The organism is Pseudarthrobacter sp. O4 (genome assembly GCF_050157025.1).
Lineage (GTDB): Bacteria > Actinomycetota > Actinomycetes > Actinomycetales > Micrococcaceae > Arthrobacter.
The window spans coordinates 2,818,976-2,837,665 of the sequence record NZ_CP189591.1 but is presented as its reverse complement, the minus strand read 5'-3'; the positions used below and the strand labels follow the sequence as shown (position 1 = coordinate 2,837,665).

The 18,690-nt window shown below is 67.0% G+C and carries 18 protein-coding genes; 10 read left to right on the top strand and 8 right to left on the bottom strand.

The window, feature by feature from the left end; all coding sequences use genetic code 11:
* Positions 1-196: 196 nt before the first annotated feature.
* Together ACQCSU_RS13210 and ACQCSU_RS13205 are read right to left on the bottom strand one after the other, a co-directional pair.
* A complete protein-coding gene (locus tag ACQCSU_RS13210) occupies positions 197-814 on the bottom strand; it encodes an alpha/beta hydrolase (RefSeq protein ID WP_426975765.1) in 618 nt (205 codons plus the stop codon).
* 9 nt (positions 815-823) lie between these two features.
* Positions 824-2,044, bottom strand: coding sequence for a beta-ketoacyl-[acyl-carrier-protein] synthase family protein (locus ACQCSU_RS13205; protein WP_426975764.1), 1,221 nt, complete (start codon positions 2,042-2,044; stop codon positions 824-826).
* Positions 2,045-2,476: 432 nt separating this feature from the next.
* Here ACQCSU_RS13205 and ACQCSU_RS13200 point away from each other — a divergent pair, with 432 nt between their 5' ends.
* The 4 genes from ACQCSU_RS13200 to ACQCSU_RS13185 all read left to right on the top strand — a co-directional run bounded on the left by ACQCSU_RS13200 (position 2,477) and on the right by ACQCSU_RS13185 (position 6,662).
* On the top strand, positions 2,477-3,277 hold the full coding sequence (locus tag ACQCSU_RS13200; RefSeq protein ID WP_426975763.1) for a DeoR/GlpR family DNA-binding transcription regulator: 801 nt from the start codon (positions 2,477-2,479) through the stop codon (positions 3,275-3,277).
* Positions 3,274-4,260 carry a 1-phosphofructokinase family hexose kinase gene (locus ACQCSU_RS13195; RefSeq protein ID WP_426975762.1) on the top strand — a complete coding sequence of 329 codons (987 nt, stop codon included), beginning with the start codon at positions 3,274-3,276 and terminating at the stop codon, positions 4,258-4,260. Before ACQCSU_RS13200 ends, ACQCSU_RS13195 begins: the two co-directional genes overlap by 4 nt.
* Positions 4,261-4,262: 2 nt before the next feature.
* On the top strand, positions 4,263-6,311 hold the full coding sequence (locus tag ACQCSU_RS13190) for a PTS fructose transporter subunit IIABC (RefSeq protein ID WP_426975761.1): 2,049 nt from the start codon (positions 4,263-4,265) through the stop codon (positions 6,309-6,311).
* A gap of 72 nt (positions 6,312-6,383) precedes the next feature.
* The gene (locus ACQCSU_RS13185; RefSeq protein WP_354245651.1) at positions 6,384-6,662 is read left to right on the top strand and encodes an HPr family phosphocarrier protein; all 279 of its coding nucleotides are present in this window, start codon (positions 6,384-6,386) and stop codon (positions 6,660-6,662) included.
* Positions 6,663-6,785: 123 nt separating this feature from the next.
* Here the strand turns inward: ACQCSU_RS13185 and ACQCSU_RS13180 are convergent, their stop codons facing one another.
* A complete protein-coding gene (locus ACQCSU_RS13180) occupies positions 6,786-7,217 on the bottom strand; it encodes an SRPBCC domain-containing protein (RefSeq protein WP_426975760.1) in 432 nt (143 codons plus the stop codon).
* A 337-nt stretch (positions 7,218-7,554) separates the two neighbouring features.
* Between ACQCSU_RS13180 and ACQCSU_RS13175 the strand changes: the two genes are divergently transcribed.
* Complete coding sequence (locus ACQCSU_RS13175) at positions 7,555-7,842, top strand: DUF7218 family protein (RefSeq protein WP_426975759.1); 288 nt, start codon at positions 7,555-7,557, stop codon at positions 7,840-7,842.
* Between the two features lie 29 nt (positions 7,843-7,871).
* On the opposite strand, the gene ACQCSU_RS13170 is transcribed toward ACQCSU_RS13175, so the two are convergent.
* Positions 7,872-8,879: a Ku protein gene (locus ACQCSU_RS13170; RefSeq protein WP_426975758.1), complete on the bottom strand. Its 1,008-nt coding sequence runs from the start codon at positions 8,877-8,879 to the stop codon at positions 7,872-7,874.
* A 40-nt stretch (positions 8,880-8,919) separates the two neighbouring features.
* Here ACQCSU_RS13170 and ACQCSU_RS13165 point away from each other — a divergent pair, with 40 nt between their 5' ends.
* Positions 8,920-11,502, top strand: a complete 2,583-nt coding sequence (locus ACQCSU_RS13165) for an ATP-dependent DNA ligase (protein ID WP_426975757.1) — start codon at positions 8,920-8,922, stop codon at positions 11,500-11,502.
* Between the two features lie 118 nt (positions 11,503-11,620).
* On the opposite strand, the gene ACQCSU_RS13160 is transcribed toward ACQCSU_RS13165, so the two are convergent.
* Both ACQCSU_RS13160 and ACQCSU_RS13155 read right to left on the bottom strand, forming a co-directional pair.
* The gene (locus ACQCSU_RS13160; RefSeq protein WP_426975756.1) at positions 11,621-11,878 is read right to left on the bottom strand and encodes a hypothetical protein; all 258 of its coding nucleotides are present in this window, start codon (positions 11,876-11,878) and stop codon (positions 11,621-11,623) included.
* Between the two features lie 179 nt (positions 11,879-12,057).
* Entirely contained in the window at positions 12,058-12,288 is a 231-nt protein-coding gene (locus ACQCSU_RS13155; RefSeq protein WP_426975755.1) for a hypothetical protein, read from the bottom strand.
* A gap of 398 nt (positions 12,289-12,686) precedes the next feature.
* On the opposite strand from ACQCSU_RS13155, the gene ACQCSU_RS13150 reads away from it, so the two are divergent.
* Positions 12,687-14,285 carry an MFS transporter gene (locus ACQCSU_RS13150; protein WP_426975754.1) on the top strand — a complete coding sequence of 533 codons (1,599 nt, stop codon included), beginning with the start codon at positions 12,687-12,689 and terminating at the stop codon, positions 14,283-14,285.
* Positions 14,286-14,493: 208 nt separating this feature from the next.
* Positions 14,494-15,537 carry an FUSC family protein gene (locus ACQCSU_RS13145; RefSeq protein ID WP_426975753.1) on the top strand — a complete coding sequence of 348 codons (1,044 nt, stop codon included), beginning with the start codon at positions 14,494-14,496 and terminating at the stop codon, positions 15,535-15,537.
* A gap of 4 nt (positions 15,538-15,541) precedes the next feature.
* Here ACQCSU_RS13145 and ACQCSU_RS13140 read toward each other — a convergent pair whose 3' ends face one another.
* Both ACQCSU_RS13140 and ACQCSU_RS13135 read right to left on the bottom strand, forming a co-directional pair.
* Positions 15,542-16,324, bottom strand: coding sequence for an SDR family NAD(P)-dependent oxidoreductase (locus tag ACQCSU_RS13140; protein ID WP_426975752.1), 783 nt, complete (start codon positions 16,322-16,324; stop codon positions 15,542-15,544).
* A gap of 98 nt (positions 16,325-16,422) precedes the next feature.
* Positions 16,423-16,767, bottom strand: a complete 345-nt coding sequence (locus ACQCSU_RS13135) for a GNAT family N-acetyltransferase (RefSeq protein ID WP_426975751.1) — start codon at positions 16,765-16,767, stop codon at positions 16,423-16,425.
* Positions 16,768-17,218: 451 nt separating this feature from the next.
* On the opposite strand from ACQCSU_RS13135, the gene ACQCSU_RS13130 reads away from it, so the two are divergent.
* Positions 17,219-17,860, top strand: coding sequence for an NADPH-dependent F420 reductase (locus ACQCSU_RS13130; RefSeq protein ID WP_426975750.1), 642 nt, complete (start codon positions 17,219-17,221; stop codon positions 17,858-17,860).
* The gene (locus ACQCSU_RS13125; RefSeq protein ID WP_426975749.1) at positions 17,861-18,556 is read left to right on the top strand and encodes an alpha/beta hydrolase; all 696 of its coding nucleotides are present in this window, start codon (positions 17,861-17,863) and stop codon (positions 18,554-18,556) included.
* The last annotated feature ends 134 nt before the right edge of the window (positions 18,557-18,690 follow it).

The following is an 18,690-nucleotide window of genomic DNA, read 5'->3' as shown; positions in this document are numbered from 1 at the left end:
GCTCATTGGCGGTGGTCAGGGAGGGTTCACTGGCTTCGCTGCCGGCCAGCCCCGAGGCGGGGAGGGCTGCCGTTTCGGCTTCGCTGAGGGCGATATTCAGCAGCTGCACACCGTCCGCCCGCCGGGACGGCCCGGCAAGGCCGCCGCAGAGCTTGCGGTGCACACCGGGCCTGTTCCGGAGGCTGCGCCGGCGTCGTCAGTGCAGCACGTAGTGGCGCAGGAAGGCGCCGACGTCCACGAGCTCCTCTTTGGAGATGCTGTGTCCCATTCCGGGATAGCTGCGGGCCGTGAGCTGGGTGTGCTCATGGAGCCATTCCTCGGTGTGTTCCGTGGCAGCATCGTTGATCACCATGTCGTCCTTATCCCGGCCCCAGAAGAACGGCGGACGCGCCTCGAAGGACTCGCTCATGGCCAGGAGTTCGTTCTCCAGGACGAAACCGGACAGCCCGACGACGGCCCGGAACTGCGCCGGCCGCAAGCGCAGCAGGGTGCTCGCCATGGCCATCCCCTGCGAGTAGCCCAGCAGGCTGACGCTGCTGTGCCGGGCCTTGACCGACTCGATCCAGTTGAAGACGGCGTTGGTGGAGGAGATGACGTCCGCGAAGTCATGCGTCAGGAAGTAGTCCAGCAGGAACCAGCCGTGGTGGTCCCCGATCACCTTGGGGCCGCGCAGGGCGGCGCAGGTGAAGTCGGGCGGGAGGCTGTCGAACAGTTTCGCCATCCGGGATTCGTCCGTCCCGTACCCGTGCATCATCACCAGCAGCGGCGTTCCGGCACGTTGGTGTTCCGGTTTCGACCAGACGACTGTCTCCATCGGGCAAGCCTAGCTTCCGGTGATCACCAGGGCGGTGCTGTGCCCGCCGAATCCAAAGGCGTTTGCTATGCCCGCCGTCGCCGGGAGCCCCGAGACTGTTTCCGCGATGATGTTCAGGTCGATCCCCTCATCCGGGTCTTCAAGGTTTCGCGTGCCCGGGAACGTTCCGGCCCGCAATGCCTGCACCATGACGACGGCGCCGAGCGCGCCGGCACCACCGAGAAGGTGCCCGGTGAGGGACTTCGTCGACGTGACCGGCACCTGGTTGCCGAGGACGGCCTTGATGGCTTCCGCCTCCAGCCGGTCCCCCACCGGGGTGGACGTCGCGTGGGCATGGACCAGCCCGATGTCCTGGGGTCCAAGGCCCGCGGCCGCAATGGCCTTTTCCATCACGCGCCGCTGCATGGCGGGATCGGCAGCCACGATGTCGACGGCGTCGGACGTCACCGCGGTCCCGGCTACGACGCCGAGTATTTCCGCGCCGCGGGCCCGGGCATGGTCTTCGCGTTCCAGCACGAGGATCCCGGCGCCTTCTGCCAGCACGAAGCCGTCCCGCTCCCGGTCGAAAGGCCGGGAGGCGGACTGCGGGTCTCCGTTGCGCGTGGACAAGGCCCGGATTTGGGCAAAACCGCTGACGATCAGGCCGTTGATGCAGGAGTCCACACCGCCGGCAATCACCACGTCCACGGCACCGGCCCGGATCATGTCTGCTCCCTGCGAGATGGCTTCCGCTCCGGAGGCGCAGGCGCTCACCGGAGTCCGCGCGCCGCCCTTGGCGCCCACCTCCATGGACACCCAGGCGGAGGGGGCATTGGCCATGATCCGGGTAAGGGTGTGCGGGGATACCCTGCGGGGTCCGCTGGCATCCAGCGCCCGGGTTTGCTCCAGCGTGGTGTCCAGGCCGCCGTAGCCGGAGCCGATCACCACGGCCAGCCGTTCCGGGTCGGCGTCCGGACGGCCGGCCTGCGCCCAGGCCTCCCTGGCCGCAATGAGCGCCAGCTGCCCGCACCGGTCCATCCTTTTGTACTCGGGGGTGGACAGCTGCGAGGCGACGTCGACGGTGACCCGGCCTGCCATCCGGACGGGCAGCTCCTGCGCCCAGTCCTGGTCGAGGGCCGCGATTCCGGAGCGCCCGGCCAGGAGTGCGGACCAGGTTTCGGCGGCCGTGCCGCCGACGGGGGTCACCGCGCCCAGCCCGGTGACAACGATCCTGGGGGAAAATTCAGACATTGCTAACCGTGTTTCTGTGAGGCCCGCTGATAGGCCCTCCGGGAGTGCGAGGGCGGACGTGCTTCAAGGCCTGACGCCATGCACCCTTCAAGAGTACGTGCCCGAATCCCGCGCAGCGTCGAGGCCTTGTCCGGAAATGCGCCCGGGAATCGGACGGCCGCTGCGCGGATCCGCGTCGCAGCACGCCCAGCGCACATGTCCCGCGCTCGGGACCGCCGCTGGACATGGTCCCAACATGCTCACTCCAGCGCGCGAAGACTGGACATGTCCCCCGGGAGGCACCAAGCAATATCTGCGTTCATGTTGTTTTCCATTGACAAAGCAACACGATCAAAGATAAAGTCAATCAATTCCACTTCATGTGATGGCTATCACGGAAGCGGTCGGAGGATCTGCAACGAGAATCCTCACTACTGACGCAAGGGAGGGCCAGTGTTCGCCGAAGAACGCCAACAGCTGATTGCGGGGCTCGTCTCCGCCAGCGGCCGGGCGAGCGTCACGGACCTCGCCGATCGCTTCAGCATCACCACCGAGACCATCCGCCGGGACCTTGCCGCCCTTGAAGCGGCCGGCAGCGTACGCCGGGTCCATGGCGGCGCTGTCTCCCCGGACCGCTTCAGCACCACCGAGGAAAGCATCCTGGAGCGGACCGTCCTGCGGCAGCCGGAAAAGACCCGCATCGCAGAGGCCGCCCTGGCGCTGATCCCCAAGGACCACTCCGGCAGCGTCCTGATCGACGCCGGTTCCAGCACGGAGGCCCTCGCGGACCTGCTGGCCGCACGCGCGGCAGCCGGCGCCGCCCAGGGTTCCCATACCGAACTTGTCGTCATCACCCACGCACTGCCCATCGCAGTGAAGCTGTCCGGGGAACCCGGGATCGCCCTCCACCTGCTCGGCGGGAGGGTCCGCGGACTCACCCAGGCCGCCGTCGGCCAGTCCACGGTGGAAGCGGCACGCCGGATCCGGCCGGACATCGCTTTCATCGGGACCAACGGCATCCACGCAGCCTTCGGGCTGAGCACACCGGATCCGGAAGAAGCCGCCGTCAAGGCTGCCTTCGTCCAATCAGCGCGCCGCATTGTGGTGCTGGCTGATTCCTCCAAGCTGGACGCGGAAACGCTCGTCCAGTTCGCCTCGTTGAAAGATCTGGACACCTTGATCACTGACACGAAACCAAGCCGGGCCCTGGCCGACGCGCTTGCCGATGCCGGCGTGGAGGTGGTGGTCGCGTGATCGTCACCCTGACCGCGAACCCGAGCCTGGACCGCACTGTAGCACTGCCGGGCCCCCTGCTCCGAGGGGAAGTCCAGCGGGCAATCTCCGTCCGGCAGGAATCCGGCGGCAAGGGAGTGAACGTCTCCCGCGCCCTGGTCGCGTCCGGGCTGAAGACCCTTGCCGTGCTGCCCGGGTCCGAGGCCGATCCGGTCCTCGCCGGTCTGCGGGACGGCGACGTGCCCTTCGCGGCCCTCCCGATCGGAGAGCCGCTGCGCAGCAACGTGGCGCTGACCGAGCCCGGCGGCGTCACGACGAAAATCAACGAACCCGGCCCGGTGCTGAGTGAGGACCAGCAGGAGGCCCTGATCGGGCTGCTCCTGGACCACTCCCGCGGCGCCAGCTGGGTGGTTTTGGCCGGCTCGCTCCCGCCAGGAGTGCCCGCCGACTTCTACGCCACCGTCACCCGGCGGCTGCGGTCCATCCATGACGGGACCGATGCGCCGCGCATCGCCGTCGACTCCTCCGGCGAACCGCTCGCCGCCGCAATTTCCGGCGACGCGGCGGGGAAACCGGACCTGTTGAAACCCAATGCCGAGGAACTGGCGGAACTGGCTGCCGCAGCCGGGTTCGCCACCCGCAAGACCGCCGAGGAACTCGAAGCGGACCCCGAGGCTGCCGCGGCGGCCGCCGCCGCCGTCGTGCGTTCCGGAGTGGGTGCCGTGCTGGCGACCCTCGGCTCCAAGGGTGCGGTGCTTGTAACGTCCGACGGCGCGTGGCTCGCCACGCATCCGCCGGTCAAGGCTGTCAGCACCGTCGGCGCCGGCGATTCCTCGCTGGCCGGCTACCTGCTCGCCTCCAGCCAGGGCGCCGCCCCGGCCGATTGCCTCCGACAGGCGGTGGCCCATGGTGCCGCCGCCGCTTCCCTGCCGGGCTCCACGGTGCCGGCAGTCCACCAAACCACCCCTGATGCCGTAACCATCACGGCCCTCCGGAAGGATTGACAGTGACTCAGCTCATTACCACCGACTTGGTCGAGCTCGACCAGAACCTGGGCAGCTCGCCCGAGGACGTGATCCGGCACCTGGCAGGCAAAGTTGCAGCCAACGGACGCGCCACCGAGGTGGAAGGCCTCTTCGCCGACGCCTTCGCCCGGGAACAGAAGACCGCCACCGGTGTCCCCGGCGGCATCGCGATCCCGCACTGCCGCTCGACGGCGGTCACCGAGCCCACCCTGGCCATGGCACGGCTCTCCCAGCCGGTCGACTTCGGCGCGAAGGACGGCCCCGCGGACCTGATCTTCTTCATCGCGGCACCCGAAGGCGCGGACCAGGAGCACCTCAAGCTGCTCTCCAAGCTGGCCCGCTCCCTGATCAAGAAGGACTTCACCGCGGCCTTGCGCGCAGCCAGCTCACCGGCGGAAGTCGTCGAGCTGGTCGAGGGCGCACTGGCGGACAAGCCGGCAGCCCACGCTGCCGCGGCTGCCGCCGAAGCGGCAGCACCCGCCGCCGCTGCCGGGGCGGCTGGCGCCCGGGGGCCGAGGCGCCTCGTTGCCGTCACGGCCTGCCCCACCGGCATCGCGCACACCTACATGGCGGCCGATTCGCTCGTGGCCGCGGCCAAGGAAGCCGGCGTGGACCTGCAGGTCGAGACCCAGGGTTCCTCCGGCGCCAAGCCGCTGGACCCGGCGGTGATTGCCGCCGCCGACGCCGTCATCTTCGCCGTCGACGTCGACGTCCGCGGCAAGGAGCGCTTCGCCGGCATGCCGGTCATCAACGCCCCGGTGAAGCGCGGTATTGACGAGCCCGGCAAAATGGTCCAAGAGGCCCTGGCCGCCGCGGACAACCCGAACGCCCGCCGGGTGCCGCACTTCGGCGCCGAGGAGCAGGCCGAGCACGAGGCCGAGGAAAAGGGCGAGCACATCGGCCAAAAGCTCAAGAAAGCCCTGCTCACGGGCGTCAGCTACATGATCCCCTTCGTGGCGGGCGGCGGTCTGCTGATCGCCCTCGGCTTCCTGATGGGCGGCTACCTGATCACCAAGTTCGCGGACACCATCGTGGTGGAAAACAGCATCTTCAACCTGCCCACCCAGTTCCCGGACAATGCCTGGGGCCCGCTCGGCGCCTACCTCGGCGCGGTGCTGTTCAAGATCGGTGCCCTCTCGCTCGGCTTCCTCGTGCCGGCATTGGCCGGTTACATCGCCTACGCGATCGCCGACCGCCCTGGCATCGCCCCCGGCTTCGTGGCCGGTGCGGTGGCCGGCTTCATGGGCGCCGGCTTCCTCGGCGGCATCGTCGGCGGCCTGCTCGCCGGTTACATCGCGCACGTCATCGGCCAGCTCCAGGTCGCCCGCTGGCTGCGCGGACTGATGCCGGTGGTGATCATCCCGCTGCTTGCGTCCCTCGTCGCGTCCGGCCTGATGTTCGTGATTCTGGGTGGACCCATCACGGCGATTACGGTTGGGCTCAACAGCTGGCTGTCCGGCCTCACCGGGGCCAGCGCCATCGCCCTCGGTGTGATCCTGGGCCTGATGATGTGCTTCGACCTCGGCGGACCCGTCAACAAGGTTGCCTACTCCTTCGCCGTCGCCGGCCTCGGCGCAGCGACCCTGACCAACCAGGCGCCGTGGCAGATCATGGCGGCCGTAATGGCCGCGGGCATGGTTCCGCCGCTGGCCATGGCACTCGCCTCGACAGTGCTGAACAGGAAGCTCTTCAGCCTGGCGGAACAGGAAAACGGCAAGGCAGCCTGGCTGCTGGGTGCCTCCTTCATCTCCGAAGGCGCCATCCCCTTCGCCGCTGCGGATCCGCTGCGCGTCATCCCGGCCAGCATGCTCGGCGGCGCCGTGACAGGGGCCATCTCGATGGCGGCCGGGGTGGGGTCGAAGGCCCCGCACGGCGGCATCTTCGTCTTCTTCGCCATCGACAACTTCCTGATGTTCGTCGTCGCAATTATTGCCGGCACCGTCGTCACTGCGCTGGCCGTGATCGGCCTCAAGCGCTGGGCAGTCAAGAAGACGATTGATACGGTGGAACCGGTTCCCGTAACCGTCTGACCCGGTCAAGACGACTTTTCCCCAGCTGAATTTCCCGGCTGACATTCCTTTTTTGATATTCAAGGAGCAGAAATGACCGAACGTAACGCCACCATTGGCAGCCGCGTAGGGCTGCACGCCCGCCCGGCCGCCATCTTTGCCGAGGCTGCAGGCGAGTTCGATCTCGAAATCACCATCGCCCGGCTGGGCGAACCGGAAGACGAAGCCATGGACGCCGCCAGCATCCTGTCGCTGATGAGCCTTGGTGCATCACACGGCGAAGTTGTGGTGCTGCGTGCCGAGGGCGACGGCGCCGACGCCGCCCTCGAGCGGCTCGTGCAGATCCTCGAGACGGATCACGACGCCGAATAGCAGCCCTTCCTTCCGGCCGCCGTGCCGCCTTCCGCCCGCTTGCCGGGGGCTGTGGCGGGACGGCGGCCGGAGGTCGTTAAGGGGATATTTGACCCGTTCCAGCCGTGCTTGGCGACGGCGGACCTACGCCCGTTCCGCGATCTTCCTGACGCCGGCCACGAGCTGGTCCCACATGCCTTGGGAGTGCTGGGCTGCCGCAGCGGTGTCGTTGTTGTCCTGCGAGAGCGTGAGCCGCGTCTTCCCGGCCTCGTCCTCGAGTGTCCAGGTCAACGTATGGTAGTTCTCCGGCGCGTCCTTCTGGCCGCCAAGGGGGCTGAAATGCGTGTGGACGAGGCGCTGCCCGGGTGCAAATTCGAGAATCTCCCCCTTGTCCTCGTAGGCCTTGCCATCCCACTCGCCACGCCACACGATGGGCGCGCCCACGTTCCAGTCAGTCATCAACTCCGTCCCGAACATGAATTCCTTCACAGCCGCCGGATCCGTGATCACTTGCCAGACCCGGGGCTGCGGAGCATCAATGGTGACGGTCGACGTCGCTACATAGTTACCTGCCATGGCTTCCCTTTCCTTACAGTTCGGGCGGGCGGCCCGCCCGGCACCGAGACTACTCCGGGAGCCGGCCTGCGGACAGACGCGAGCAGATAACCGGCCCCCTCTCCCCTGCGGTAAGCAACCTTAGTAAGTGCTTGTCACAGCGCTCCCGCGCCGATAGTTTGGAATTCGCGGCACTACCACCCGGGGGCGCCGCAGATTGAGTACTCGTCCGGAGGAGGCAACCCGTGGCAAGCGTGCACTACCTCGCCCGGATCACCGAGCAGACCCCCGACCGGAAGATCGCCTGGGTCAGCACGGACAAGCCCCGCAACACCGGACACCTGGTGCCGAGGTAGCCATGCCCACGAAGAAGAACCCCCCGCCCGGCTCCGGGAACCCGAGCATCAAGGACCCGGAACTGTACGAGGAACTGCTGGAGGACGGGGCCTCCAAGCAGAAGGCCGCCCGCATCTCCAACGCCGCCGCAAAGCGGGGCCGCTCCGCCGTGGGCCGGAAGGGCGGCCAGGCGGGCGATTACGAGGACTGGACGGTCCCCCAGCTGAAGGAACGGGCCAGGGAAATCGGGCTCAAGGGCTACTCGGCGAAGAAGAAAAGCGAGCTCATTTCCGCGCTCAGGAACTCCTGATCGCGATGGCCGCGGGCCGCACTCCGGGCTCAGGCCTCCTTGCGAGTGCTCTTTGTGGCGGCCTTGGGAGCGGCTTTCGCAGCGGTCCTCTTAGCAGTGGCCGTGGCGGCAGTTTTGGCAGGTGTCTTGGCACCCGCCCCGGCCGCGGCCTTGGCCGGCGCCGACGTGGCGGCGGGTTTCGTCGCAGACTTCGCGGACTTGTTCGTGACCGGCTGGTCCGCCGCCTTGCCTGCGGCGCCAGCCGCGCCGCCACCGCGCTTCTTCTCGAGGCTCCGCCTGAGCGCCTCCATCAGGTCGATCACTTCGCCGCTGCCGGCCTCGGCCGCCGGGGCGCCGAAGGTTTCCTCGGTGTCCAGGGACTCCCCCTTTTCCAGCTTCGCCTCGATGAGCTGGCGCAGCTGGAGCTGGTAATCATCAGTGAACTGTTCCGGCTCGAAGTCGGCGGCCATCGAGTCCACCAGCGCGGCGGACATCTCCCGCTCCTGGGCGGAAATCCGGATGGAGGTCTCCAGCGCCGGGAAGCTGGCCTCGCGCACTTCGTCCGCCCACAGCAGCGCCTGCAGCATCAGCACCTCGCCGCGGATCCGCAGCGCCCCCAGCCTGGTCTTGTCGCGCAGCGCAAACTGGACGATCGCCACCCGGTCCGTGTCCTCAAGCGCCCTGCGCAACAACACGTAGGCCTTGGGCGACTTGGAGTCGGGCTCCAGGTAGTAGCTCTTCTCGAACATGATGGGATCGAGCTGCTCGGCTGGAACAAACTGCACGACGTCGATCTCATGGCTGCTCTCGGCGGGGATGGCTTTGAGCTCCTCGCGGCTGAGCACCACCGTTCGGCCGTCGTCCTCATAGGCCTTGTCGATGTCCTCGTAGTCCACGATGATGCTGCAGACCTCGCAGCGGCGCTGGTAGCGGATCCGGCCGCCGTCGGCGTTGTGGACCTGATGCAGGCTGATGTCGTGGTCCTCGGTCGCCGTGTAGGCCTTGACCGGCACGTTGACCAGCCCGAACGCTATCGCGCCTTTCCAGATGGCTCTCATGGATCAAGTGAACATCACAGCTGCACGGAGGTGAAGCCCCATGCCGGAAAGAACACCGGCCAGCAGCCGGGAACGTGTCCGTGTTGACGGCCGCGAGCTCCTGGTCACCAACCTGGACAAGGTCATGTATCCGGAGACCGGCACCACCAAGGCCGACGTCTTGGCCTACTACGCGGCCGTGGCGCCCGTGCTGATCCCGGCGGCAGCCAACCGGCCAGCCACCCGGAAGCGCTGGGTCCACGGCGTGGGAACCGCCGAGGCGCCCGGCGAAATGTTCTTCCAGAAAAACCTGGACCATTCGACGCCGGGCTGGGTGCCGCGCGCCTCGATCAAACACAAGGAGGGGACCAACCAGTACCCGCTCGTGAACGATCCCGCCACCCTCGCGTGGCTGGCCCAGACCGCCGCGCTCGAGATCCACGTGCCGCAGTGGCGCGTGGACTCGCATGGAAACGCCATGGCGCCGGACCGGCTGGTATTGGACCTCGACCCGGGCGAGGACGCCGGACTGGCGGAGTGCGTGGAGGTGGCCAAGCTGGCCCGGACCATCCTGCAGGATGTCGGCCTGGACCCGGTGCCGGTAACCAGCGGCAGCAAGGGTATCCACCTCTACGCGTCCCTCGACGGGACGCAGAGTTCGGAGCAGATCTCGGAGTTCGCCCATGAGCTGGCGCGGTCGCTGGAGGCTGACCATCCGGGGCTGGCGGTGAGCGACATGAAGAAATCGCTCCGCACCGGCAAGGTCCTGGTGGACTGGAGCCAGAACAGTGCCGCAAAGACCACCATCGTCCCCTACTCCCTGCGCGGCCGGCTCCGGCCCATGGTGGCGGCGCCCCGGACCTGGCGCGAGCTCAGCTCCCCGTCCCTGCACCAGCTGGATTACCAGGAGGTCATGACGCGGGTGAAGGCCGGCAAGGATCCCTTCGCCGCCATTTCGGGAGGAAAGGGAGCCGGCGGCCACGCGGCGGCACGCTCCGGGGACCGTCCCTCCGACAGTACGGGCGGCACGGGCGGCACGGGCGGAGGCACGGGCGGCGGCGGAGACTCCGATCCCCGGCTGGGAAAGTACCGCACGAAGCGGGACCCGGCGGCCACCCCGGAGCCCTTCACCCCGGAGCCCTTCACCGCGGTGCGGCACCGCGCAGAGACCGACGGCGGCACCCTCCGGGAGACGTTCGTCATCCAGGAACACCACGCCAGCCGGCTGCACTTCGACTTCCGGCTGGAGCGCGACGGCGTCCTGGTGTCCTGGGCGCTGCCCAAAGGCGTCCCCACGTCCAAGACGAAGAACCACCTCGCCGTCCAGACCGAGGACCACCCGATGGACTACGCGGACTTCGAAGGCACCATCCCCAAAGGCCAGTACGGCGCCGGGACGGTCAGCATCTGGGACCGCGGGTATTACGAATACGAGAAGTGGATCGCGGGCAAGGAGGTCATCGCCACCCTGACCGGACAGGACGACGGCGGTCTCGGCGGTACCCGAAGATTCGCCCTGATCCACACCGGCCAGGCCGACGACCAGTGGCTCATCCATCTGATGGACCCCCGGGGCCCGAAGACGGGGTACTCGGCGCCGGCGTCGAAGGACCGCCCCGGAAACGGCACGGCGGAGAAGCAGGCGCAAGAGGGACCGGAGTCAGGTGGCGCCCGAGCCGCCCGGCCCGCCGCGGACTTCACACCGATGCTGGCCAGCCCGGGAAGCACAGCGGACCTGCCGGACAAGGACTGGCAGTTCGAACTCAAATGGGACGGCGTGCGGTCCCTGGTCGTGGCGGACGCGACGCAGGTCCGCCTCATCAGCCGCAACGGCATCGACATGTCCGCAACGTACCCCGAGCTGACCGACCGGTCCTGCTGGCCGGAACGGGACTTTATCGCCGACGGCGAGATCATCGCCGTCGGACCGGCCGGGCGTCCCGACTTCGGGCTGCTCCAGGGGCGGATGAAGCTGACCAAGCCCTCCGACGTCGCGAGGGCCCAGCCGTCCACGCCGGTGCGGCTGATGCTGTTCGATCTGCTGTCCGACGGCGGCGAGGACCTCCGCCGTCTGCCGCTGGCGAAGCGCCGCGGCCGGTTGGAGAAGTTCTTCCAGCCCTCCGGCTGCCCGGTGGAGCTCTCCGCGGTGATCGACGGCGAGGTCACCCACATCCTGGAAAGCGCCCAGGAGCTGGGGCTCGAGGGTGTGATGGCCAAACGCACGGACGGCCGGTACGTCGGCCAGCGCAGCCGGTCCTGGCTCAAGCTCAAGTTTGAACGCACCCAGGAAGTAGTTGTCGGCGGCTGGCGTCCGGGTAAGGGCGGGCGCAGCCAATCCGTGGGCTCGCTGCTGCTGGGCATCCCGGACGGCTCGAAACTCCGGTACGTGGGGCGGGTGGGCAGCGGCTTCAGCATGCGGGAACTCAACGAGCTGCGGCAGCAGCTTGATGCCCTGCCCCGGAAGACCTCGCCCTTTGAAGAGGTGCCGGCCGTTGACGCCTCGGACGCCCACTGGGTGAGTGCCACCCTCGTCGGAGAAGTCACCTACGGCGAATGGACCGGCAGCGGCAAACTCCGCCACCCCGTCTGGCGCGGCTGGCGGCTGGACAAGAAACCGGCGGATGTGGTGCTTGAGCAGGGTTGAGCAGCTGCAACAGGCAACGCAAGCGCGCACAATTCCTGGACACGGAGAAGCCCGGAGCAACCGAGTCCGGTTGTTCCGGGCCATCCGGGCGCCGTTCAAGAGCCGGAGCGGTGGCGGTTCAGGAGGAGTGCGGTGTGTCCGGCGGGGTGATCCGGTGGACCGCGTTCACCGCGGCCTCCTGGCCCGCCCTGCCCAGCTTCGGTTCGTGCTCCTTGGGATGGCGATGCTTGCCGCTGCCGTCCGGCCACTCGTGCCCCTCGGACGCTGGCGGTGGGACGCGGTGCACCGGTTCGGGGCCAGGAGCGTCATCGATGGACTCCGCCAAATGGCTCGCCACCTCCGGTTCGATCTCTTTTCCGTGGTGATGTTCCGCCATTGCTCTTCCTTTCCGCTGCGCAAATTAACCGCCGTGCAAGTAACCGCCGTGCACATTTACGTCTGTGCAAATTAACGTCGGTGCAAATTAACGTCGGTGCACATTGATCATGTGCACTACCGCTGTGAAATGAAGTGTTCATCCATGGTAGGTCGGCACGGATGAGTTGTCTGTAGCGGTTACCAGCGGACCTTCTTTTCCGCCGGGCCCTGCTTTCCGCTGACGTGGGTCGGCTTGTGGCTGTGGCCGACGCTTTGTGAACCGGCTCCGCCGCGCGACTTGCTGGCCAGCATTTCCTTTTGAGCATCGGTCAGGCGGGATTTGATGCCCTTCCCCTCCTCCGCCGGCTTGGCATCCGCACCGGTTTCGGGTGCGGTCTTGTTGCTTTTTTCGGTGTCTTTGCCAGTCATGGACTGCTCTCCTCAGTGTGGCTTCTCATCAGCACTCCGCTGGATTCAACCCTAAGTGCATTCCGGACACCGTGGGTACCCCCTTTTTTCGGGTGCCAAGGGGTCCTCGGCGGTGCGTCCCGGCCGGCCCGGAAGGCGCCGATTCCGGCCAGAACCCGGTTCCGGACGCCGTCGCTGCAGAAAGTTTGGATGCGGCCCCGCGCACGCCGCCGCTTCCTAGCAATGGCGCGGTGAAACCGGGGAAAAAAATTTCGCCGACCGGCCCTGCAGAGGGCGGAAACAGTGGATCATACTGCACTGGACTCGGAAAATCCATGGAAATCGAGTAAAATTGAAAGCCTGCCCAGAGCGGGGCAGCTACAAGTCGCAAGCAAATGACCTCCACAGGAGTTTCCCATATGCCCACAGACCGAAGCATGACCGACTCTTCGGCAGGCGTTTTGAACGCCAGCCGGACCAACCAAATTGCACCCAAGGGTGCGAGAAAACCAAAGCTACTTCGCCGTCGACTCAAAGAGTCCGACGTAAACGTCGTGGACCAGCCGATGCTCAAGAAAGCCCTCGGCGGCACCATCGTCGGTAACACCATGGAATGGTACGACGTCGGCGTGTTCGGCTACCTGATCACCACCATGGGACCGGTGTTTCTGCCCGAGGCTGACAAGTCCGTGCAGACGCTGTTCCTGCTGGGAACCTTTGCCGCCACCTTCATTGCCCGCCCCCTGGGCGGTGTCCTCTTCGGCTTGCTCGGCGACAAGATCGGCCGCCAGAAGGTTCTCGCGACCACGCTGATGATCATGGCGGCCAGCACCTTCGCCGTCGGGCTCCTGCCCGGCTACGCCCAGATCGGCATCTGGGCAGCAGCGCTCCTGGTTGTCCTCAAGCTCGTCCAGGGCTTCTCCACCGGCGGCGAATACGCCGGCGCCACCACGTTCGTGAGCGAGTACGCCCCGGACAAACGCCGGGGATTCTTTGCCAGCTTCCTGGACATGGGCAGCTACATCGGCTTCGCCCTCGGCGCCGCCCTCGTCTCCGCGCTCCAGCTGACCCTGGGGCAGGACACCATGGAGCAGTGGGGCTGGCGGATCCCGTTCCTCGTGGCCGGCCCGCTGGGCCTGATCGCAATCTACTTCCGGAACAAGATCGAGGAATCCCCGCAGTTCCAGTCGACCCTGGACGCCCAGGAGAAAACTTCCAAGGACGCCAGCGCCGGGGATGCCGCCGCGTCGAAGGGCCCGGTGGGCATCGTGAAGGCCTACTGGCGCTCGCTCATCGTTGCCATGATCCTGGTGGCAGCCGCCAACACGGCCGGCTACGCCCTGACTTCCTACATGCCGACGTATCTCACCGAGTCCAAGGGGTACGATCCCGTTCACGGCACACTGCTGACGATCCCCGTGCTCGTCATCATGAGCCTCTGCATTCCGCTGACCGGCAAGCTGTCCGACCGGATCGGCCGCCGGCCTGTCCTGTGGATCGGCGCCATCAGCACCGTGGTGCTGGCAACCCCTGCGTTCCTGTTGATCGGCATCGGCGATATCTGGTCCACGCTGGCCGGGCTGTCGCTCATCGCTTTTCCGGTGACGTTCTACGTGGCGAATCTTGCTTCAGCCCTTCCGGCGCAGTTCCCCACCGCCAGCCGCTACGGGGCCATGGGCATTGCCTACAACTTCGCCGTGGCCATCTTCGGCGGAACCACGCCGTTCATCGTCGCTGCACTGATCGGCGCCACGGGCGACGACATGATGCCCGCCTACTACCTGATGGGGACCTCGCTGATCGGCGCGGTGGCCATCTACTTCCTGAAGGAATCGGCCCAGCGTCCGCTGCCGGGCTCCATGCCCAGCGTCGACACGCAGGCCGAGGCCCGCGAGCTCGTTGCCACCCAGGACGAGAACCCGCTGATCGATCTGGAGCACATGGACATGCCATTCGCTGCTCCGGCGGCTGATTCGACGACGGCCCGCGAAACCGAAAAAGTTCCGGCCCCGGCCTGAGCTTGCCCCCTGGCAGCCCGGTCCGGATCATCCTGATCCGGACCGGCTAGTTCAGACTTTGTAGTTCAGCCCCGCCCGTTGAGGCCTGCCTTGCGTGCTTTACCCCTTGGGGGAAGCACTCAAGGCAGGCCTTAGGCGCGTCCGGAAGCAACCCGTGAAGCAGCCCCCAGCAGCCAGCCCAGCCCGAGATAGGAAAAGGAGGCACCCCGTGCAGTCCCTCAGAGGGCACCTCCGAAGCCTGCACCGCCTGGCACCGGCCAACAGGGACCATGTCTCAGCGGTGCGCGTGGCCGTCAGCGTGGCCGTCCCGTCCCTCGCGCTCCTCGTCGCGGGCCGCCCGGACCTCATCATCTACGCGGTGTTCGGCGCCCTGACCGGCATGTACGGCCGGGCCGAGCCCCATCAGCTGCGGCTCAAGCACCAGGGCCAGGCCGCCTTCCTGCTGGTGGGCGGGCTGGCCGTCGGCGTCTTCCTCTCGATAAACCATGTCCAATCCTGGGTGCTCGTAGTCACCGAAGCATTGCTGGCGGCGGCAGGGTCCGTGTTCGCGGACAAGGTCGCCCTGAAGCCCAACGGCCCGTTCTTCGGAATTCTGGCCCTGGGCGCCTGCGCCTCCATTCCCACAACCGTCCACTGGCACACCGCGGTCCTGATCGGCGCGCTGTCCGCTCTCTTTTCCATGGTGGTTGGCTTTGGCGGCTGGATGCGAGGCCGCGTCTGGGAACGCGGCGCCGAACGCGATGTCCCGCCGCTGCTCGGGGCCCGACGCCGGGCAGCCCGGATTCATGCGGCCCGCTATCTCGCCGCGGTCGGGGCGGCCGGATCCATCGGGGTCCTCAGCGGAAGCGGGCACCCGCACTGGGCCATGGCCGCCGCGGCAGTGCCCCTGGCAGGGGCGGACATGCCCAGCAGCGTCTACCGCGGCCTGCACCGGATCGTCGGGACCCTGGTGGGACTCGTCGTGGTTTCCCTGGTGCTGTTTCCCTGGGTGCTCTCTCCCCTGCGTGCCTTTCCCGGCCACGAGACCGCCGTCCTGGCACTGCTCGTGATTGTCCTGCAATTCACCACGGAGCTGTTCATGACCCGGCACTATGGGCTGGCCATGGTGTCCTTCACGCCAGTGATCCTGCTGATGACCCAGCTCGCAGCCCCCGCAGACCCCCGGACGCTGGTAACTGAACGCGCCGTCGAGACCCTGCTTGGCGCCGGCATCGGCATCCTCGTTGTTGTCCTGATCCGCCGGCGGCGGTGAGAGGCTACTTCGCCCGGCGCGGCGGCCCGGCCACAAACCGGGAGGGCAGGATCCTCGCGGCCGCGGTCAGCAGCTTGTAACGCCTGGTCGGGATCGAGACGGCCTTGCCTTTGCCGTTGTCGGCCAGGCCTTCGCGCACCACACGTTCCGCCTGCAGCCACATCCAGCGCGGAGCCACCGCCTTGTCCATGCCCATGCGGTCGTGGAACTCGGTGTGCGTGAAGCCGGGGCACACCGCCGTGACGTTCACGCCGCGCTTGGCATAGGCAAGGTTGGCGCCGCGGGAGAAGCTCAGCAGCCAGGCCTTCGCGGCGGAGTACGTTCCGCGGGGCAGGAATGCCGCCACACTGGCCACGTTGATGATCCTGCCGGACCCGCGCTCCAGCATTCCCTGCAGCGCGGCATGGCTGAGCTCCATGGCGGTTTCAACGTGCAGCTTGAGATGCCTTCTCTCTTCGGCAATATCGTTCTCCGCGAAGGAACGCAGCAAACCGATCCCCGCGTTGTTGACCAGGATCTCCACCGGCCGTGAAGGATCTGAGAGCCGTGCGACGACGGTGGCCACGCCGGCGTCGTCCGCCAGGTCGGCGGAGATCACTTCGGCGCGGACACTGTAGCGCCGCTCCAAGTCCTCCGCCTTGGCCTGGAGCCTGGCGGCGTCGCGGGCAACCAGCACCACATGGTGCCCCTGCTCGGCGAGCTGGCGGGCGAACTCCGCCCCGATTCCCGCGGTGGCGCCGGTGATCAGGGCAGTGGTGTCAGAGTGCTTCTCGGCGGTTGGCGTCATAGCGACAGCTTAGGCGAGCCAGGCGGCCCATCAGGCCAGGGGCAGTCCCGCGGCCAGGTGGTGCCCCGGGCCCTGTCCGGAGGTGCACGGAACCTCGATCAGGCTCCCGGCGGGGGCTGCTCCGGCCAGTCGACGCACTGGTTGTAGGCGTCATGTTTGCGGAGGTACCGGTACATGAACGGACAGTTCGGGATGATCCGTTTGCCTGACGCCACAACGTCATCCAAGGCGAAGTGGGCCAGCACTTTGCCGAGCCCCTGGCCCTGGAACTGTTCCACTGTGTCGGTGCGGATGAAGTCCACGTGGCCTGGTTCGTCGATGTAACGAATCTCGACTGCCAGCTTGCCGCCGACGTGCAACTCGTAGCGGTGCAGGGCATCATTGCGGGTGGTGGTGACGTCCGGGCGGAACGTGTCTTCAGTGGCTGCCGAGTTCTCCGTCATGGTTCGACATTGGCACTAAAAGGCGGGCGTGGCAATGGTCCGTCCGACCCGTCCGTCCGACCCGTCCTCGGATGCCTCCCGGCCGTCGCGGCCCGGCAGCAGAACCGCGAGCGCAAAACATGCCGCTCCCCCGCCAAGGAGTCCCAGCGTGGGCCCGTTGAGGCGGCATCGCCGAGGGAGACTGTTTCCGGAGTACAGGACCAGTGCGACGGGCGGCCCCAGCGCAAGGTTGCTGCCCTGCGGCCACGTCAAGCGCGGCACGGCGGAGATGTTCAAGGGCGGCGTCATCATGGACGTCATCAACGTAGAGCAGCTGCGCAATCACGCAAATGCTTGAGTATTCAACTTTTCAGGAGTATGTTGGTTGTAGCTTCAAGTATTGAAAAATCACTCGACAGAACAGAATCTGATGAAAATCCTCCTCGCCCGCATATTTGGAAAGAAGACCCCCATGACGAACATCACCATCATTGGCAACGGCAACATGGCCCGGGGCATCGCCACCCGCGCCCTCGCCGCAAACCAGACAGTCGAGATCCTCGGCCAGGAAACCGCTAAGGCCCAGGCCCTGGCCAACGAGCTGGGGGCAGGCGTCACCTTCGGCACCACCGCCGACACCCCGCAGGGCAACATCGTGGTCCTGGCCGTCCCCTTCGATGCCGCCAAGTCCGTGGTCAGCACGTACGGCGAAGCCCTGGCCGGAAAGACAATCGTGGACATCACCAACCCGGTGAACTTCGAAACCTTCGACTCACTGGTGGTGGAGGCAGGCACGTCCGCCGCCGAGGAAATCGCCAAGCTTGCCCCGGCTAGCGCAAACGTGGTCAAGGCCTTCAACACCACCTTCGCGGGCACCCTTGTCGCCGGCGAGTCCGGCGGCCAGCCGCTGGATGTCTTCATCGCCGGAGACGACGCCGACGCCACCAATGCAGTCAGCAGCTTCGTCAGCACCGCAGGCCTGCGCCCCCTGGTCGTCGGACCGCTCAAGCGCGCCGGGGAACTCGAAGGCTTCCAGTTTGTCCTGATGACACTCCAGGCCAACCCCGAGTTCTCCGACTTCAACTGGGACACCGGCCTTAAGGTCACCAACTAGATGCAACCCACCAACACCCCGCCTGTGGTGGCGACTGCCGGATCATCTGACCCGGCGCAGCCACTGGTGGTGCTGCTGCACGGCCGGGGCTCAAACGAACGTGAGATTATCGGTCTCGCCGACCAGTTGCCATCCGGTCCTGCCTATGCCGCGGTACGGGCGCCGATTGCCGAAGGCGGCGGCTATGCGTGGTTCGCCAACCGCGGCATCGGCCGCCCCGTCGCGGAGTCGCTAGCCGATACCATGGCGTGGTTCCGGACCTGGCTTGACGCCGTGGCCCCGGCCGGCCGGCCGGTCGTGCTGGTCGGTTTCAGCGGGGGCGCGGCCTTCGCGGGCGGCCTGTTACTTGCGGACCCGCAACGCTTTGCCGGCGCGGCGATTCTGTATGGCACCCTGCCGTTCGACGCAGGCGTGCCCGTCACGCCTGCCCGGTTGGCCGGTGTTCCGGTATTCGTCGCTCAGGGTGAGCAGGACAGAGTTATCCCGCCGGAGCTGCTGCAGCGCACCTGGCGGTACCTGGTCACGGAATCCGCTGCATCTGCATACGCACGCCGCGATCCCGGCGGGCACGGCATTACCGGCCAGACCCTGGCCGAGCTCGGGGGCTGGATCCACGAACGGCTTGCGTTCCTCGCCCGTCCGGAGGCGAGTAGCCCCGCAAATGACCCTGACGAGGAGTTGGAAAGGCGCACCTGAGTATTCACGACTACTGCCTGAGCTCCGGGAGAGCACGCTTCGGAAGCTGATCTGGTGGCCGCGGGGCAACCAAGCTTGTGCTGGAAAGCGACGAATCTTTGGAACGGGCCGACCGCCGGATGATCGCAAAGCAT

Excerpts from the sequence above, each read along its gene's own strand:
- ACQCSU_RS13185 (WP_354245651.1), top strand. The coding sequence starts at position 6,384 with ATGACCGAACGTAACGCCACCATTGGCAGCCGCGTAGGGCTGCACGCC.
- ACQCSU_RS13135 (WP_426975751.1), bottom strand. The coding sequence starts at position 16,767 with ATGACGGAGAACTCGGCAGCCACTGAAGACACGTTCCGCCCGGACGTC.
- ACQCSU_RS13210 (WP_426975765.1), bottom strand. The coding sequence starts at position 814 with ATGGAGACAGTCGTCTGGTCGAAACCGGAACACCAACGTGCCGGAACG.
- ACQCSU_RS13175 (WP_426975759.1), top strand. The coding sequence starts at position 7,555 with ATGCCCACGAAGAAGAACCCCCCGCCCGGCTCCGGGAACCCGAGCATC.
- ACQCSU_RS13160 (WP_426975756.1), bottom strand. The coding sequence starts at position 11,878 with ATGGCGGAACATCACCACGGAAAAGAGATCGAACCGGAGGTGGCGAGC.
- ACQCSU_RS13140 (WP_426975752.1), bottom strand. The coding sequence starts at position 16,324 with ATGACGCCAACCGCCGAGAAGCACTCTGACACCACTGCCCTGATCACC.
- ACQCSU_RS13180 (WP_426975760.1), bottom strand. The coding sequence starts at position 7,217 with ATGGCAGGTAACTATGTAGCGACGTCGACCGTCACCATTGATGCTCCG.
- ACQCSU_RS13125 (WP_426975749.1), top strand. The coding sequence starts at position 17,861 with ATGCAACCCACCAACACCCCGCCTGTGGTGGCGACTGCCGGATCATCT.
- ACQCSU_RS13205 (WP_426975764.1), bottom strand. The coding sequence starts at position 2,044 with ATGTCTGAATTTTCCCCCAGGATCGTTGTCACCGGGCTGGGCGCGGTG.
- ACQCSU_RS13130 (WP_426975750.1), top strand. The coding sequence starts at position 17,219 with ATGACGAACATCACCATCATTGGCAACGGCAACATGGCCCGGGGCATC.
- ACQCSU_RS13165 (WP_426975757.1), top strand. The coding sequence starts at position 8,920 with ATGCCGGAAAGAACACCGGCCAGCAGCCGGGAACGTGTCCGTGTTGAC.
- ACQCSU_RS13150 (WP_426975754.1), top strand. The coding sequence starts at position 12,687 with ATGCCCACAGACCGAAGCATGACCGACTCTTCGGCAGGCGTTTTGAAC.
- ACQCSU_RS13155 (WP_426975755.1), bottom strand. The coding sequence starts at position 12,288 with ATGACTGGCAAAGACACCGAAAAAAGCAACAAGACCGCACCCGAAACC.
- ACQCSU_RS13170 (WP_426975758.1), bottom strand. The coding sequence starts at position 8,879 with ATGAGAGCCATCTGGAAAGGCGCGATAGCGTTCGGGCTGGTCAACGTG.